The organism is Methylobacterium nonmethylotrophicum, assembly GCF_004745635.1.
GTDB classification, from domain to species: Bacteria; Pseudomonadota; Alphaproteobacteria; order Rhizobiales; family Beijerinckiaceae; genus Methylobacterium; species Methylobacterium nonmethylotrophicum.
Genome location: NZ_SRLB01000007.1, coordinates 22580 through 38088, shown reverse-complemented (window position 1 = coordinate 38088; position 15509 = coordinate 22580). Strand labels below are relative to the sequence as shown.

Annotated in this window: 11 protein-coding genes; 6 read left to right on the top strand and 5 right to left on the bottom strand. The window is 68.1% G+C overall.

Annotated features, from left to right (window positions below; genetic code table 11):
- Positions 1 to 27: 27 nt before the first annotated feature.
- From EU555_RS10770 to EU555_RS10750, 5 genes are all read right to left on the bottom strand, one after another.
- A complete protein-coding gene (locus EU555_RS10770; protein ID WP_245524243.1) occupies positions 28 to 1026 on the bottom strand; it encodes an HlyD family secretion protein in 999 nt (332 codons plus the stop codon).
- Between the two features lie 4 nt (positions 1027 to 1030).
- A complete protein-coding gene (locus tag EU555_RS10765) occupies positions 1031 to 1246 on the bottom strand; it encodes a DUF1656 domain-containing protein (RefSeq protein ID WP_135414667.1) in 216 nt (71 codons plus the stop codon).
- Positions 1246 to 3147: an FUSC family protein gene (locus EU555_RS10760; RefSeq protein ID WP_245524242.1), complete on the bottom strand. Its 1902-nt coding sequence runs from the start codon at positions 3145 to 3147 to the stop codon at positions 1246 to 1248. Before EU555_RS10760 ends, EU555_RS10765 begins: the two co-directional genes overlap by 1 nt.
- Positions 3148 to 3443: 296 nt before the next feature.
- The gene (locus EU555_RS36940) at positions 3444 to 3674 is read right to left on the bottom strand and encodes a hypothetical protein (RefSeq protein ID WP_135414666.1); all 231 of its coding nucleotides are present in this window, start codon (positions 3672 to 3674) and stop codon (positions 3444 to 3446) included.
- A 235-nt stretch (positions 3675 to 3909) separates the two neighbouring features.
- Entirely contained in the window at positions 3910 to 4383 is a 474-nt protein-coding gene (locus EU555_RS10750; RefSeq protein ID WP_135414665.1) for a nuclear transport factor 2 family protein, read from the bottom strand.
- Between the two features lie 486 nt (positions 4384 to 4869).
- Here EU555_RS10750 and EU555_RS10745 point away from each other — a divergent pair, with 486 nt between their 5' ends.
- The 6 genes from EU555_RS10745 (at position 4870) to EU555_RS10720 (ending at position 15429) form a co-directional block, all read left to right on the top strand.
- Positions 4870 to 6126: a cupin domain-containing protein gene (locus EU555_RS10745; protein WP_135414664.1), complete on the top strand. Its 1257-nt coding sequence runs from the start codon at positions 4870 to 4872 to the stop codon at positions 6124 to 6126.
- Positions 6127 to 6195: 69 nt separating this feature from the next.
- On the top strand, positions 6196 to 8484 hold the full coding sequence (locus EU555_RS10740; protein ID WP_135414663.1) for an FdhF/YdeP family oxidoreductase: 2289 nt from the start codon (positions 6196 to 6198) through the stop codon (positions 8482 to 8484).
- Positions 8485 to 8486: 2 nt separating this feature from the next.
- The gene (locus EU555_RS10735) at positions 8487 to 9905 is read left to right on the top strand and encodes a cytochrome ubiquinol oxidase subunit I (protein WP_135414662.1); all 1419 of its coding nucleotides are present in this window, start codon (positions 8487 to 8489) and stop codon (positions 9903 to 9905) included.
- Positions 9906 to 9907: 2 nt separating this feature from the next.
- On the top strand, positions 9908 to 10972 hold the full coding sequence (cydB, locus tag EU555_RS10730) for a cytochrome d ubiquinol oxidase subunit II (RefSeq protein ID WP_135414661.1): 1065 nt from the start codon (positions 9908 to 9910) through the stop codon (positions 10970 to 10972).
- 171 nt (positions 10973 to 11143) lie between these two features.
- Positions 11144 to 12319 carry an efflux RND transporter periplasmic adaptor subunit gene (locus EU555_RS10725; protein ID WP_245524241.1) on the top strand — a complete coding sequence of 392 codons (1176 nt, stop codon included), beginning with the start codon at positions 11144 to 11146 and terminating at the stop codon, positions 12317 to 12319.
- Complete coding sequence (locus EU555_RS10720; protein ID WP_135414660.1) at positions 12316 to 15429, top strand: efflux RND transporter permease subunit; 3114 nt, start codon at positions 12316 to 12318, stop codon at positions 15427 to 15429. Before EU555_RS10725 ends, EU555_RS10720 begins: the two co-directional genes overlap by 4 nt.
- Positions 15430 to 15509 lie beyond the last annotated feature (80 nt).

The following is a 15509-nucleotide window of genomic DNA, read 5'->3' as shown; positions in this document are numbered from 1 at the left end:
GGCAGGCGCCAAGCGAGGGACGTCGGTCTACTGCCGACCTTTCCTTCCCACCACCCGTCCCTGTCCGCAAGGAAACCCCGCCTCCAATCCGATCCTCGGGCGTCCGTCTGGAGGCGGAGCCCCGGGAGCCTTCGTGTCGAGGATCGAGACGTTCGCGGTCATGCCCGCAGCGATCACGATCGGGCAGGGTACGTCGTCGAGCTCGATCCGGATCGGTACGCGCTGAGCGAGTCGCACCCAGGTGAAGATCGGGTTGACGGTCGGCAAGCCCTGAACCCCCGGGGTCGCATTGCTGACGCTAATGCCGCGCCCTAGCCCTGTGACGTGACCGCGGATCGGCGTGCGCGGCCACGCCATCAGGGTGACGTGTGCCGCATCCCCGTCGGCGATCCGGGGGAATTGCGTCTCCTCGAAGTAGCCTTCGACCCAGAAGCTGTCGGCGTTCACCAGCGTCAGAGCCGGCTGGCCCATCGTGGCGAAGCCGCCCTCCTGAAGAAGGAGGTTCGTGACCCAGCCGTTCACAGTCGCGCGCAGCGTCGTGCGTTCCAGGTTTAGCTGCGCCTGCGCGAACGCACCCTGCATCTGGACGATCGTAGCGTTCGCAGCGTCGGCCTGGCCGCGCGTCGTCTGCCTCTGCTGCGGGGTGGCGGCGAGGTCGGTAAGTCGGCTGGTCCGGTCGGCGATGCCGGTGAGATAGCTCGCCTGAGCCTTGGCGGCGTCGAGTGCGCCCTCGGCTTGTGTGACCGCGTTGCGGAACGTGCCGGGATCGATCTCGAACAGGATGTCGCCCTTGCGGACGAACTGGTTGTCCTTGACGTTCAGCCGAACGACCGTCCCGGAGACCTCGGGGGCGACCTGCACGGTGTAGACGCGCACCCGGCCGTCCCGGGTCCAGGGTGTGTCCGCGTAATAGAGGTAGGCCAGATACGCGAGCCCGAGCGAAGCTCCCAGCATGATCAAGGTGGCGGCGAAGTTGAACGCCGCCGGGGGTTGCCAGATTAGAAGCTTTGGCTGGGTCGAAGGCACGGCGTCAGCGTCCCGGAATGCGCAGCAAGAGAACCAGGAGGGAGGTCGTGGCGATCAGGATGGCGAGATCGAACAGGGCCCGGTTGTAGACGAACCGGTTGATGCCGATCCGGTTCAGCGCCCATTGCAGGCCGGCGGTCGCCGCGAGGGCGGCCAGAAGGCAGATCACCGCGGGCTCGACGTAGACTCCGAGCAGGTCGACGGCCTGAAGGGCGATCATCACGCCGTCTCCGGAGCGTCGAGATCCGCGACGAGCGCCGCGATGGCGCCGACGCGCTCCGCTGCGAGCACCGTCAGGCCCGGGCGGCCGGCGATCTCTCGCAGCCGCATCCCGGCCGCTCGTCCACGGGACGCGCCAGGTGTGATCGCGGGCGCGACGATCCGGCCGACCTCTCGACCGAGGCGGGCATTCTCCCTCCGGAGCATCATCATGAGGAGCCCGACGAGGAGCAGCGTTTCGCTGCCGTGGGCGGCGTCGGGATCCCCCTGGACGAGAGCGAGCCGACCGAAGGTCCGGGCGAGCCAGCGGTCCGGCGGGGGGAGGAACAACGGGTTCCGCAGGGCGGTGCGGCGCACCCCTGCGACGAGCCGGCGGCGCGCCCGCAGGCGCAAGGTGGCCTCGCCGGTCGGCGGCACCAGGGTGGTGAATGCGATGACCGTCGCGCCGATGCCGAGCAATTCGGCCAGGGCCTGGTTCAGCGAGGCGGCCAGATCGTACGTCATGACGTTCGTCGGCTCGACGACGGCCAGCACGAAGAAGGCGAAGCCGCCGCCGGCCGGCGCACGCATGTCGGACCAGCCGAGCGCGGCCAGGATGCCCAGCGGCAGAAGGATCGCCGCCAGCAGCATGAACTCGCCGGTCTGCGTCAGCAGCGTGTAGCGGACGACGATGCCGACGACCGCGGCCATCAGCGTCCCGACCAGGAAGTTGCGGGCGTCGGCGGCCGGGTCCGGATGTGAGGCGAACAAGGCGGCCAGCACCGCTCCCCAGATGACGGCGCTGGAGCCGTCGGTCCAGCCCGTGACGTACCAGAACGCGTTCAGCAGCGAGACTGTGACCGCGGTGCGCACGCCGTTCTTGACCGCGTGGCGGCCGTCCCAGTCGTAATCGTTCCAGAGCAGCAGGTGCAGCGGCAGGGACGCCGGTCGTCTCCCGATCCGGCCCCCGCTCCGCAGGAGGCGTATCGCGATCCGAACTCGCCCGATCTGCCTGTCCGCCCGGCTCTCGCCGTCTCCGATCAGAACCGAGGTATGCGATCCCGTCCGGTCGCCGAGACGGGCTCGCAACAGTTCGGCCGCGAGCATCCATCGCAGGCGCGGGGCCGCGTCCCGGAATGCATGACCGCCCCACCAGAGCGACGGCTGCTCCGCGAAGGCATCCCGCACGGCGTCGTCGAGCATCAACACCGCCCGGGCCGGCATCTGCCCCGGGCTGCCGCCGCTCCTCGTCGCCTCGACCCATCGTGCACAGCCATCGGCCACGGCCTGCATCCGGTCGGCGAGCGCGCGACGTACGGCGGGCACGCCGGGCGCCACGAAAACACTGGACGCGTAGGCGCAGGCGAGACCGAGCAGGATCGTCGAGCAGCGATCTATGCCGGTGTCGAAGACGATCCTCGGATCTTGCACCGAACCGAGGGCGACAAGCGGCACGGTGTAGCCCATTAGGGCGAAGCCGTATGATCTTTGGCCGCTCTCGATGCTGGAGGCTGCCGTGAGCAGGCCGAGCCAGAGGGCCAGGGCGACGTCGAAGGCCAGCGTCGCCTGGGCGAAGTTCGCCACCAGCACGAGGGCGACCATCACGCCAACGATGGTGCCCAAGGCGTACCATAGGCTTTTCTGCAGTGACGCCGCCCGGGTGGCGAGGTTGACGGAGATGACCGTCACGGCCGCCCAATGCGGCAGCGTCAGCTCGAACCACATCGCCAGCCCTATGGCGGCGATGACGGTCAGGGAGATGCGCATCGCTTCCATGGCCTCCCGCGGCCACAGCCATGCGAGAGCACCGAGACGCGGGCCGACCGGCCCCCACGCGCTCTTGATCTCCGACATCCCGGTCATGGCGCGGCAGATCGGAAAACTGCCCGATGCGACGGATCCTGCTTCCGCTTCGTCGAGCAAAGCTCTCGTGCGCCGATGCCGCCATTACGTCGTTCAGCATCGCCGATCGGCTGCGGGGACGGCATGAGCTGCTTCGCCGGTGCAAAGGGGACAGGATCGGGGATCACCGCCGCCGGTGCTGCCCTGCCGGGAGCGTCGATGGTGCGTCCGAACCGATGGATCGCACCTGCGTACCGGCGATTCCGGCAGCGTGAAATCATGGGTTTCCATGATTGCGTCACCGGTCATGACTGGAAGCGTCGCCCGCCAAGCGAGGATCCGCGGCGGGACGAACATCGATCTTGTTCGGAATGACGCTACCAGCCGCCCTGACGGATGCGGCAATATCCGGGCGCGACCCGGCGGTAGCCGGCCGGGCAATGCCGGACGCACGCGCCCGCCGCATATTTGAGCGGGGGAGGGCAGGCGTGCCTGAACCGCTTCAGACCGAACTCGTAGGATTGGGCAGGTCCCTGCGCGGCTGCCGGTACCGGCGAGAGCCCGAGGACGGTCAGGAGCAGAGCGGCGCATGTCAGTCGGTCAGACATCGGGTCTCTCCGATGGGGAGGGCAGGGGGATGGTCAGCCGGCGACGCCTGGCGTCGAAGCCGGATCACGGCTCCAGACCAGATCGTGATCGTCGCCGGCCTGGGTCGGGGCCCGTGCCGGCGACGGTCGCGGGCAACGACGCGGTCGCCGTCGTCGAGGAAGAATGGCGACTGAGCGTCCCGGTCCTCGGGGACGCGCCGCCAGCGGCGACTGACCATGATCGGCCGACCCCGCCTCACAGGCCCAGGTCGGAGAGGCCGGGATGGTCGTCCGGCCGCGGCCCCGAGCGATCCCAATGGAATCTCCGCTCGCTTTCCCGGATCGGCAGGTCGTTGATGCTGGCGAGGCGCCGCGTCATCAGCCCGCCGGCGTCGAACTCCCAATTCTCGTTCCCGTAAGAGCGGAACCAGTTGCCGGAATCGTCGTGCCACTCGTAGGCGAACCGGACAGCGATGCGCGCGTCGGCGAAGACCCAGAGCTCCTTGATCAGCCGGTAATCGAGTTCCCTCCGCCACTTGCGCGTGAGGAACGCGACGATCTCCGCCCGGCCGTTGATGAACTCGGAGCGGTTCCGCCAAGAGCTGTCCGGGCTGTAGACGAGCGACACTCGTGATGGGTCACAGGAATTCCAGACATCCTCCGCACCGCGGATCTTCTGGATCGCCGTCTCAGGGGTGAAGGGCGGAAATGGGGGGCGGCTCTCGTCCATGCGAACGCTCCCTTCGTGATACTTGCTCTACGGAACCCGAGATGTTCGTGCATCCCAATGGCGGATGTGCGCTCGTAGTTCAAAGGGCAATCTTGGTCAAATCTAGTCTTCGTCGTCCAGAAATCACATCATGGATTTCCATGATGATGCCCGAACCGGAACGGCTTTGCCGACCACGGCGTCGATGGTTAATAGAATTGGGCCGCGGCTGCATGCCTCAATCGTCCAGGCTTGCTGCCGGAAAGGCACGATCGGTGATAGGTGGTCTTCGCTCTCCGGCCGTCAAGTCACGCGTTCCAATGATTTCGTCCGATGTGAAACGGCCATACCAATTGAGCTGCCGATCCGCCGGGCGTCGACCGTAGTCGCGATGGGGACGAATTGCTGAACGCATCGAACGTGCGAGTGCGCGCTCCGAAGCCTTGGCGGATGCCTCTCCAACTCGACGGACGACGCGCACTAGCGACCGCACCCGGGAACATGCGCATGGACGAGATGACGAGACGAAGCATTCTGGCCGCGGGCAGTGTCGTCGGTGTCGCGGCCGCGGCAACGCACACCGTGGCGGCCACCTACGGCAATCCCGACGAGCCGCCGCAGGGTGCGGTCAACGCGAAGGATAATCCCGCCAGCCTCACGATACCCGGACCGCACAACGATACGCTAACGGGATTGTTTCCGACCTCCGTCAGCCCGCCGCCGACCGATGTCGGATCAATGCCGCAATTCTGGGCGACCTTCAACAACGCCCAGCGACGGATCCAGAACGGCGGTTGGGCCCGGCAGGTCACACAGGAGAACTTCCCGATCTCCACGACCATCGCGGGCGTCGACATGCGGCTGACGGCTGGGGGCATCCGCGAGATGCACTGGCATCAGGCGGCCGAGTGGGCCTTCGTGACCTACGGCACCTGCCGCATCACCACGCTCGACCCGCAGGGCCGTGCGTACGTGGCCGATGTCGGACCGGGTGATCTCTGGTACTTCCCGGCCGGTTATCCGCATTCCCTGCAGGGGCTCGGCCCGGACGGTGCCCAGTTCCTCCTCTGCTTCGATAACGGTAATCAGACCGAATTCGACACCCTGCTCTTGAACGAGTGGTTCACCCACACGCCGCCCGAGGTGCTGGCGCTGAACTTTGGCGTGCCGGCCGACACCTTCAAGAACATCCCCCTGCACGACCTGTACATCCTCCAGAGCCAGCTTCCCGGCGCGCTCTCCGCCGACCAGATGGCTGCCCGCGGGTCGGCGGGCGCGCCGCCGAACCCGTTCACCTTCAAGATGGCGGGCGGACCGGCAACCAAGCAGACGAAGGGCGGGAAGGTCCAGGTCGTCGACAGCACCACCTTCAAGGCCTCGAAGACTGTCGCGGCCGCCCTCGTCACCGTCCATCCCGGCGGCATGCGCGAGATGCACTGGCATACCAACGCAGACGAGTGGCAGTATTATATTCAAGGTAACGCTCAGATGACTGTGTTCAACACTGGCCCGAATGCCTCCACGACCAATTTCGGCCCCGGCGACATCGGCTACATCAAGCGCAATCTCGGGCATTACATCAAGAATGTCGGGGACACTGATCTGGTGTTTCTCGAGGTGTTCCGCGCGCCCGAGTACCAGGACGTCTCGCTGTCGGATTGGCTGACGCACACGCCGCCGCTGATGGTGACCTCGCACCTGAACATCCCGGCCGAGGTCATCGCGAAGTTCCCTCAGACAAGCGTCGGCGTCGTGCCGGTCTGAGACGATCATCTGAACCTGCCCGGTCAGCCTCGTGCCCAGTCCCGGCTTCGCTGAGATGGAGATCCCCGCGTGTCGAAGTCCCGTATTCGGCCCTACAACAGCCCGGCTGGCGGCTGGGACTCGCTCGAGGCGACCGGCCGCGCCCTCGCTGTGCAGGGGATCGCCGTCTCCGGCACCGCCACGCTGCTGCGCATGAACCAGCCGCAGGGCTTCGACTGCCCCGGCTGCGCCTGGCCCGATCCCAAGCACACCAGCAGCTTCGAGTTTTGCGAGAACGGCGCCAAGGCGATGGCTTGGGAGGCGACCACCAAGCGCTGCACGCCGGATGTCCTCGCCCGGTACACGGTCGCCGAGCTCGAGACCTGGAACGACTACGACCTCGAGATGCTCGGTCGCCTGACTCACCCGATGCGCTACGATTCTGCCAGTGACCGCTACCTCCCCGTGTCCTGGGAGCACGCCTTCGCCGACATCGCGCAGATCCTTGGCGGGCTCGACAGCGCCGATCAAGCCGAGTTCTACACCTCGGGGCGCGCCTCCAACGAGGCCGCGTTCCTGTTCCAACTCTTCGCACGCGCCTTCGGCACCAACAACTTCCCGGATTGCTCGAACATGTGCCACGAGCCGACGAGCGTCGGCCTGCCGCAGAGCCTCGGCGTCGGCAAGGGCACCGTCCTGCTCGAGGATTTCGACAAAGCCGACGCGATCCTGATCTTCGGCCAGAACCCGGGCACCAACAGCCCCCGGATGATGACCCCACTGCGCGACGCTGCTCGGCGCGGCGCGGCGATCCTGAGCTTCAATCCGTTCCGCGAGCGCGCCCTGGAGCGCTTCCAGTCGCCGCAGAACCCGGTCGAGATGCTCTCCCTTACCTCGACCCCGATCTCGTCGCGGATCTTCCAGGTCCGGGTCGGCGGGGACGCGGCCGCCATCAAGGGCATCATGAAGGCCTGCATCGCGATGGACGATGAGGCGCTGGCCGCCGACGAGGCGCGTGTGCTCGACGTCGACTTCATCAAGGGCCACACTACCGGCTACGAGGCCCTGGCCGAGGACATGCGGGCGACGCCCTGGCCGGCGATCGAGCGCGCCTCCGGGCTGACCCGCACCGACCTCGAAGGCGCGGCCCGGACCTACCTGCGGGCCGAGAGCGCCATCCTGGTCTACGGGATGGGTGTCACCCAGCATCGCCGCGGTACCGAGAACGTCCGGCTCCTCACCAACCTCGCGCTGCTGCGCGGAAATGTCGGCCGGCCCGGCGCGGGGATCTGCCCGGTGCGCGGCCACTCGAACGTCCAGGGCAACCGCACGGTCGGCATCACCGAGAAGCCGACGACCGAGTTCCTGGACCGGCTGCGCGCCGTCTTCGGCTTCGAGCCGCCGCGCCACCACGGCCACGACGTCGTCAAGGCGATCGCGGCGATGCAGGCCGGCCGGGTCCGCGCCTTCCTGGCGCTCGGCGGCAACTTCGCCACCGCGGTCCCCGACACGACCCGCAGCCAGGAGGCCATGCGCCGCCTCGACCTGACGGTCACGATCTCGACCAAGCTCAACCGCGGGCACCTCGTCCACGGACGCGAGGCCTACATCCTGCCCTGCCTGTCGCGCAGCGAGGTCGACGTCCAGGCCGGCGGGCCGCAATCGATCACTGTCGAGGATTCGATGTCGATGGTGCACGCCTCGGCGGGCCGCAACCCGCCGGCCTCCGAGCACCTGCGCAGCGAGACCGCGATTGTCGCCGGTCTCGCGCGGGCGGTGCTCGGGACGAAGCCCGACATCCCATGGGAAGACCTAACGGCGGATTATGACCGGATCCGGGACGCCATCGAGCAGGTCTTTCCGATCTTCCAGGGCTACAACGCGCGGATCCGCGTTCCCGGCGGCTTCCACCTGACATCGCTGGCGCGCGAGCGCATCTGGGCGACGCCCTCCGGCAAGGCCGAGTTCGCCGTCTACGAGGGCCTGGAGGAGGATCCGCACCAGGACGACCCGGAGGCGCTGTGGCTGACCACCATGCGCAGCCACGACCAGTACAACACCACCCTCTACAGTCATTCCGACCGCTATCGCGGCGTGTTCAACCAGCGCATGGTGGTGTTCGTCAACGAGGCCGAGATGGACAAGCGCGGCCTGCGCGCCGGCGAGCGCGTCGCCCTCGAGACGATCTCGACCGACGGTGTGCGCCGCGCCGTCGGAGGCTTCAAGGTCGTCCCCTACCTCCTGCCGGACGGCTGCTGCGGGGCCTATTATCCCGAGGCCAACCCGCTGGTGCCGCTCTACGCCCACGATCCGCAGAGCGGCACGCCCTCCTACAAGGCCGTGCCGGTGCGCATCCGCCGCATGACGCAGGGAGGCTGACCATGGACGCGCTCGTCCTCTCCCGCATCCAGTTCGCCTTCACGGTCGGCTTCCACATCCTGTGGCCGGCCTTCACCATCGGCATCGCCTCCTTCGTGGCGTTCCTGAGCTTCCTCACCTGGCGCACGGGTGACCCGGTCTACCGGGCGCTGATGCGCTTCTGGATCCGCATCTTCGCGCTCGGCTTCGGAATGGGCGTGATCACCGGGATCGTGCTCGGCTACCAGATCGGCACCAACTGGAGCGGGTTCTCGCGCTCGGTCAGCAACGTGCTTGGCCCCTTCTTCATGTACGAGGTTCTGTCGGCTTTCTTCCTGGAGGCCGGCTTCATCGGCATCGTGCTGTTCGGCGAGCGGCGGGTCGGCCCCGGCCTGCACTTCTTCGCCTGCCTGATGGTGGCGTGCGGCACGCTGATCAGCGCCGGCTGGATCCTGGCCTCGAACAGTTGGATGCAGACGCCGGCCGGTCACGTCGTCGATGCCGACGGCGTCTTCCACGTCACCGACTGGGCGTCCGCGTTCTTCAACCCGTCCTATCCCTACCGCCTGATACACATGGTGTGCGCGAGCTACCTGACCGGCAGCTTCGTGGTGGCCGGCGTGTCGGCCTGGCACCTCTGGCGCGGCACGCACGTGAAGGCCTCGCGCGTCGCGTTCTCGATGGCGATGTGGGCCAGCCTCCTCCTGGCGCCGCTCCAGGCGTTGCTCGGCGACGCCCACGGCCGCAACACGCTCGTGCACCAGCCGACCAAGGTCGCCGCCATGGAGGGCCTGTGGGACACCGGCCGCGCGGTGCCGAGCCTGATCTTCGCCTGGCCCGACATGACGCAGGAGCGGAACCTGTATGCGATCGAAGTCCCGATCAAGGGTTTCGCCAGCCTCTACCTGACCCATTCCTGGACCGGCGAGGTCCAGGGGCTGAAGGCGGTCCCGGCGGCCGACCGGCCCTACGTGCCGTTCGTGTTCTTCGCCTTCCGCATCATGGTAGGCATCGCGCTCCTGCTGATCGCCCTGGCATTCACCGGCGCCGTCTTGCGCTGGCGCGGGCGGCTGTTCACGACGCGTTGGTTCCAGCTCGCCTGCGTGGCGGCGATGCCGCTTGGCTTTGTCGCCATCATCGCCGGCTGGACCGTGACCGAGACCGGACGCCAGCCCTTCGTGGTCTACGGCCACCTGCGCACGGCGGACGCCGTGACGGTGCAGCCGGCCGGCGCAGTCCTGTCGTCGCTGATCCTGTTCTTCGTTGTCTACAACCTGCTGCTGCTCGCCTTCTTCTGGTACGGCGCACGGGTGGCGATGCGCGGGCCCGAACCGCTCTCGGACGAGACGCCGAACGCGGTGCGCCCCGGCCTGGAACAGGCCGGCCCCGCCCTCGCGGGCGGGGCTCCCGCCTATTCCCGCTCCCTGGCCCCCGGAGAGTAGTCGTGGATCTTCCCCTTCTCTTCGCGCTGGTGGCCGCCGGCGCGGTCGCCCTCTACGTCATCGCCGACGGGTTCGACCTCGGCATCGGCATCCTGTTCCTGATCGCCCCGCGGGATCGCGACCGCGACCTGATGATGCAGAGCGTCGCCCCGTTCTGGGACGGCAACGAGACCTGGCTGGTGCTCGGCGGAGCGATGCTCTGGGCGGCCTTCCCGATGGCCTACTACGTTCTCTTGCCGGCCTTCTACCTGCCGATCATGGCGATGCTGTTCGCCCTGATCCTGCGGGGCATCTCGTTCGAGTTCCGCTTCCAGGCCACGCGGCTCCGGCGGGTCTGGGACTTTGCCTTCGCGGGCGGCTCGCTCGTCGCCGCGATCTGCCAGGGCCTGATCCTGGGCGGCTTCATCCAGGGCGTGGTAGTCGAGAACGGGCGATTCGCCGGCGGCCCGTTCTCGTTCCTGTCGGTCCTGGGCCTGCTGTGCGCGGCCGGCATCGTCGGCGGCTACGCCCTGCTCGGAGCCGGCTGGCTGATCTGGCGCACCGAAGGAAAGACCCAGCTCTTCGCCCGCGAGGTCGCCCATTCCGCCCTGCTCCTCGCGATCGGTATGATGGCCGTGGTCAGCGCCTGGACGGCATTGACCGAGCCGCGCGTGGCGGCGCGCTGGTTCGCATGGCCGGCCAACCTGTGGCTGGACCTCTTTCCGCTGGCCGCCATGGGCGTGGCGATCCTCCTCTGGCGCAGCCTGTGGGACCATCACGACAGGCGGCCGTTCCTGCTCGCCGTCGTGCTGTTCCTGCTTGGCTATGCCGGCCTCATCATCAGCATCTGGCCCGACGTCGTGCCTTACCATGCCAGTATCTGGCAGGCCGCCGCCGACGTGGAGACGCTGAAATTCGCCCTCCTGGGGATCGTCGTCGTCCTGCCGCTCGTGCTCGCCTACACGGCGCACGCCTACAGGGTGTTCCGCGGCAAGACCGTCCTGGACGCGCACGGGGCCGATGCCGAGGCTTACGGCCATGCCGGCCGGCGGACCGCGGCGCTCAGTACCGATCTCCACCTCTCCTGATCCGCGCGCCGGCGAGCGTCGCCGGCCGCGGCTGCGGGGGGGCCAGACACAGCGCAGGCCGGCCCGCGCCGCCATCACCGCCGATGTCCGGCACACGAAACGCCGTTGCGGATCGTCTGCATCCCTCACGGCATCGATCTCGCTCCGCAGCGACCAGGAGGCTCGCGATCCATGACACGCAGGTCCGGCCGCGGCGCAGTTACATCGGTCCTGATCCTGGGGTCCCTCGGCCTGGGCTTCGGGTTCATGCGCCACCGCGAGAACGCCGCCCCTGAGAAGCCGGCAGCCCCTCCGCCCCCCGTTCCGGTCGTCACCGCGACGGTCAAGCAGGAGGACGTGCCGATCATCCTCAAGGGCATCGGCACGGTCCAGGCCCTGAACCGGGCGGCGATCCGCAGCCAGGTCACCGGCTACCTCGAGAGCGTCGCCTTCACCGAGGGGCAGAGCGTCCGGCGCGGCGACGTCCTGGCCCGGATCGATCCGCGCATCTACCAGGCCAGGCTCGGCACCGCGCAGGCCCAGCTCGGGCGCGATCAGGCCCTGCTGACGAACCGGCAGACCAACCTCCAGCGCAACGAGCCGCTGCTGCAGCGCGGCTACGCCACCGAGCAGTCGGTCACCGGCGAGAAGGCCCAGATCGCCCAGTCCGAGAACGCCGTGAGGGGCGACCAGGCCGCCATCGACTATGCCAAGACGGAGCTCGACTTCGCGACCTTGCGGGCTCCGTTCGACGGCGTCACTGGCATCCGGCTGATCGACATCGGCAACGTCGTCCAGCCGTCCGACCCGGGTGGCGTCGTGGTGCTGACCCAGGTCCAACCGATCAGCGTCATCTTCACCCTGCCGACGGACGAGATCCCGCAGGTTCAGGCGGCCTTGGGCCGCGGCCCCGTTCCGACCGCCGTCTACGATCAGGCCGGCACCCGGAAGCTCGACACCGGCTCCCTGCTGCTGATCGACAACGAGGCCCAGCCGAAATCAGGCACGGTCAGGCTCAAGGCCAATTTCCCCAATGCCGAGCGCCAGCTCTGGCCGGGGGCCTTCGCGAATGTCGAGATCACGACCTCGATCGTCAAAGGCGCGCTAACGGTCCCGACCGACGCCGTCCAGCAGAACGACAAGGGACCGTTCGTCTTCGTCGTCGGGGATGACCACGCGGCGGCGATCCGTCCGGTGCAGGTCGGTCAGCGGGTCCGCGGCGTCGCGCTGATCTCGGAGGGGCTGAAGGCCGGCGAAATGGTGGTGGTACAGGGCCAGTACAACCTCGTGCCGGGCACCGCCGTGGTCGCGGCCGGCCCCGATCAGGTACCCGACACCACGACCGCCAGCGCCGGGATGCTGCCATGAACCTCTCGGCCGGCTTCATCACGCGCCCGATCGCCACCGCCCTGATGATGGTCGCGGTCGTGGTGCTGGGCGCGATCAGCTACACGCTCCTGCCGGTCGCGGCCCTGCCCAACATCGACTCGCCGACCTTCCAGGTGACGGCTCAACTGCCCGGGGCCGACCCGAACACCATGGCCTCCTCCGTCGCGACGCAGCTCGAGCGGCAGTTCGGCCAGATTCCCGGCCTCACACAGATGACGTCGAGCAGCGGCGTCGGCTTCACGTCGATCACGCTGCAGTTCAGCCGCAGCCGTACCGTCGACTCGGCCGCCACCGACGTGCAGGCCGCGATCAACGCGACGCAAGGACTGCTGCCGGCGAGTCTTCTCTCGCAGCCATCCTATCGCAAGACCAATCCGGCCGACGCTCCGATCCTGCTCATCGCGCTCAGCTCGGACGTGCTGCCGATCATGACGGTCAGCGATTACGCCTACTCGATCCTGGCGCAGAAGCTCTCGCAGATGCCCGGGGTCGGTACCGTCGCGGTCGGCGGCCTGCAGCAGCCGGCTATCCGCATCCGGGTCAATCCGGCGCTGCTCGCCGCGGAGGATCTCGACTTCGAGACCGTCCGCACGGCCTTGTCGAACCTCACCGTTCTCCAGCCCAAGGGCCAGCTCTACGGCCGGCAACAGGCCGTGGCCCTGGAGACGAACGACCAGTTGATGACGCCCGCCCAGTTTGCGGAGGCGATCGTCGCCTACCGCGAGGGCGCGCCCATCCTGGTGCGCAACATCGGGACCGTGGTGAAGGCGCCGCAGGACGTCACCCAGGGCGGCTGGAGCGGGCAGAAGCCGGCGGTCATCCTGGCGATCCAGCGCCAGCCCGGCGCCAACGTCGTCTCGACCGTGGACGACATCAAGCAGGCCCTGCCGCGCTTGCGCGCCTCGTTGCCGCCCGGCATCGACCTCGCCATCGTGTCGGACCGCACGGTGACGATCCAGGCGAGCATCAGCGATGTGCGCTTCACGCTGCTCCTGACCATCGCACTGGTGGTCGGCGTCATCGCGCTGTTCCTGCGCCGGCTCTGGGCGACCGCGATCCCGGCGATCTCCGTACCGATCTCGATCGTCGGCACCTTCGCGGTCATGTCCGTGCTGGGCTACAGCCTGGACAACCTGTCGCTGATGGCGCTCTCGATCGCGATCGGCTTCGTGGTCGACGACGCCATCGTCATGGTCGAGAACATCGTCCGCCACATCGAGGCTGGTGCCACGCCGCTGCAGGCGGCGCTCGACGGGGCCGGCGAGATCGGCTTCACCATCCTGTCGATCTCGTTCTCGCTCGTGGCCGTGTTCATCCCGCTGTTCTTGATGAGCGGCGTCGTCGGCCTGCTGTTCCGGGAATTCGCCGTCACGGTGGCGGTCTCGATCCTCGTCTCGGTCGCGGTCTCTCTAACCCTGACCCCGATGCTCTGCGCCAAGCTTCTTCCGGCCGGGAACGCACGGCCGCCGAACGGGGTCTCGGCCGCGCTCGAGCGGTTCTTCACCTGGCTGAACGAGCGCTATGACGGCGGCCTGACGATCGCGCTGCACCACCGCCTCCTCACGTTGATGACGTTCCTCGGCACGGTCGCCCTGACGGGCTACCTGTTCTGGGTCATCCCGAAGGGGTTCTTCCCGCAGCAGGATACCGGCCTGATCATGGGGATCAGCGAGGCGGCCCAGGACGTCTCGCCGGAGGGCATGAAGCAGCGCCAGCGGGCCGTGCTCGCCATCGTCGGCCGCGACCCTGCGGTCGCCAACGTGGTTGGCTATATCGGGCCCGGCGGTCCGACCGTGACCGAGAACGACGGCCGCGTGTTCATCCAGCTGAAGCCGGAGAGCGAGCGCGACGTGACCGCTGACCAGGTCATCGCGCGGCTGTCCGCGGCTTTGCGGCAGGTCCAGGGCATGACGCTGTACATGCAGGCGGCCCAGGACATCACCATCGGGGCGCGGCTGTCGAAGACGCAGTACCAGTTCACCCTGACCGACGTCGACAGCGACGCGCTCGCGCGGTTCGCCCCGAAGGTCCTGGCAGCGCTGAAGACGCTGCCCGAGCTGGCCTCGGTCGCTAGCGACCGGCAAGCGGCCGGCCGGATCCTGACGGCCGAGGTCGACCGGACCGCCGCCTCGCGCCTCGGGATCGACCCCTCGATTGTCGACGCCACGCTCTACGACGCCTTCGGCCAGCGCCACGTCGCCCGCATCTTCACGGCCCTGAACCAGTACTACGTCATCCTGGAGGTCGACCCGCGCTACCAGCTCGGACCGGACGCCCTGCAGCGAATCCACGTCCGCTCGCAGAACGACACGTCGGTCCCGCCCAGCCAGATCGCCCGGCTCGTGCCGGGGGTCGCGCCGGTGGCGGTCAACCACCAGGGCCAGTTCCCCGCGGTGACCATCAGCTTCAACCTCGCGCCGGGCGCCACGATCGGCGCGGCGGTCGCGGCCGTGGAGAAGGCGGTCGCCGACTTGCATCCGCCGAAATCCCTCGCCAGCGGTTTCCAGGGCAACGCCCAGGCGTTCCAGACCTCGCTCGGCTCGACGCCGCCACTGATCCTGGCGGCCCTGTTCGCGGTCTACATCATCCTCGGCATGCTCTACGAGAGCACGATCCATCCGTTGACCATCCTGTCGACGCTGCCCTCGGCCGGCCTCGGCGCACTCGCGACGCTGATGCTGACGGGGCGGCCGCTCGACATGATTGGCATCATTGGGATCATCCTGCTGATCGGCATCGTCAAGAAGAACGGCATCATGCTGATCGACGTCGCGCTCGAAGGGCAGCGGGAGCGCGGCCTCGACGCCGAGAAGGCCGCCCACGAAGCGTGCCTGCTGCGCTTCCGGCCGATCCTGATGACCACGATGTGCGCGCTGCTCGGCGGCGTCCCGCTGATGGTCGGCACTGGCACGGGCTCGGAGCTCCGGCAGCCGCTCGGCTACACTATCGTCGGCGGACTGCTCGTGTCGCAGGTGCTGACGCTGTTCACCACCCCGGTGATCTACATCTACATGGACAAGCTCTCCGCCCTGCTGTCCCGCCGCAAAACGGAAACGAAGCAGGGCACGACGGTGGCGCAGCCGACCTGAGTTCCGCCTCCGCCGGCGGGCTGTCGCGTCGGAGGGACGACCGCGGGACCGCTCCGCCGCCCCGTCCGACAGCCGCGCGT

Excerpts from the sequence above, each read along its gene's own strand:
- EU555_RS10765 (WP_135414667.1), bottom strand. The coding sequence starts at position 1,246 with ATGATCGCCCTTCAGGCCGTCGACCTGCTCGGAGTCTACGTCGAGCCC.
- EU555_RS36940 (WP_135414666.1), bottom strand. The coding sequence starts at position 3,674 with ATGTCTGACCGACTGACATGCGCCGCTCTGCTCCTGACCGTCCTCGGG.
- EU555_RS10750 (WP_135414665.1), bottom strand. The coding sequence starts at position 4,383 with ATGGACGAGAGCCGCCCCCCATTTCCGCCCTTCACCCCTGAGACGGCG.
- EU555_RS10745 (WP_135414664.1), top strand. The coding sequence starts at position 4,870 with ATGGACGAGATGACGAGACGAAGCATTCTGGCCGCGGGCAGTGTCGTC.
- EU555_RS10735 (WP_135414662.1), top strand. The coding sequence starts at position 8,487 with ATGGACGCGCTCGTCCTCTCCCGCATCCAGTTCGCCTTCACGGTCGGC.
- EU555_RS10725 (WP_245524241.1), top strand. The coding sequence starts at position 11,144 with ATGACACGCAGGTCCGGCCGCGGCGCAGTTACATCGGTCCTGATCCTG.
- EU555_RS10720 (WP_135414660.1), top strand. The coding sequence starts at position 12,316 with ATGAACCTCTCGGCCGGCTTCATCACGCGCCCGATCGCCACCGCCCTG.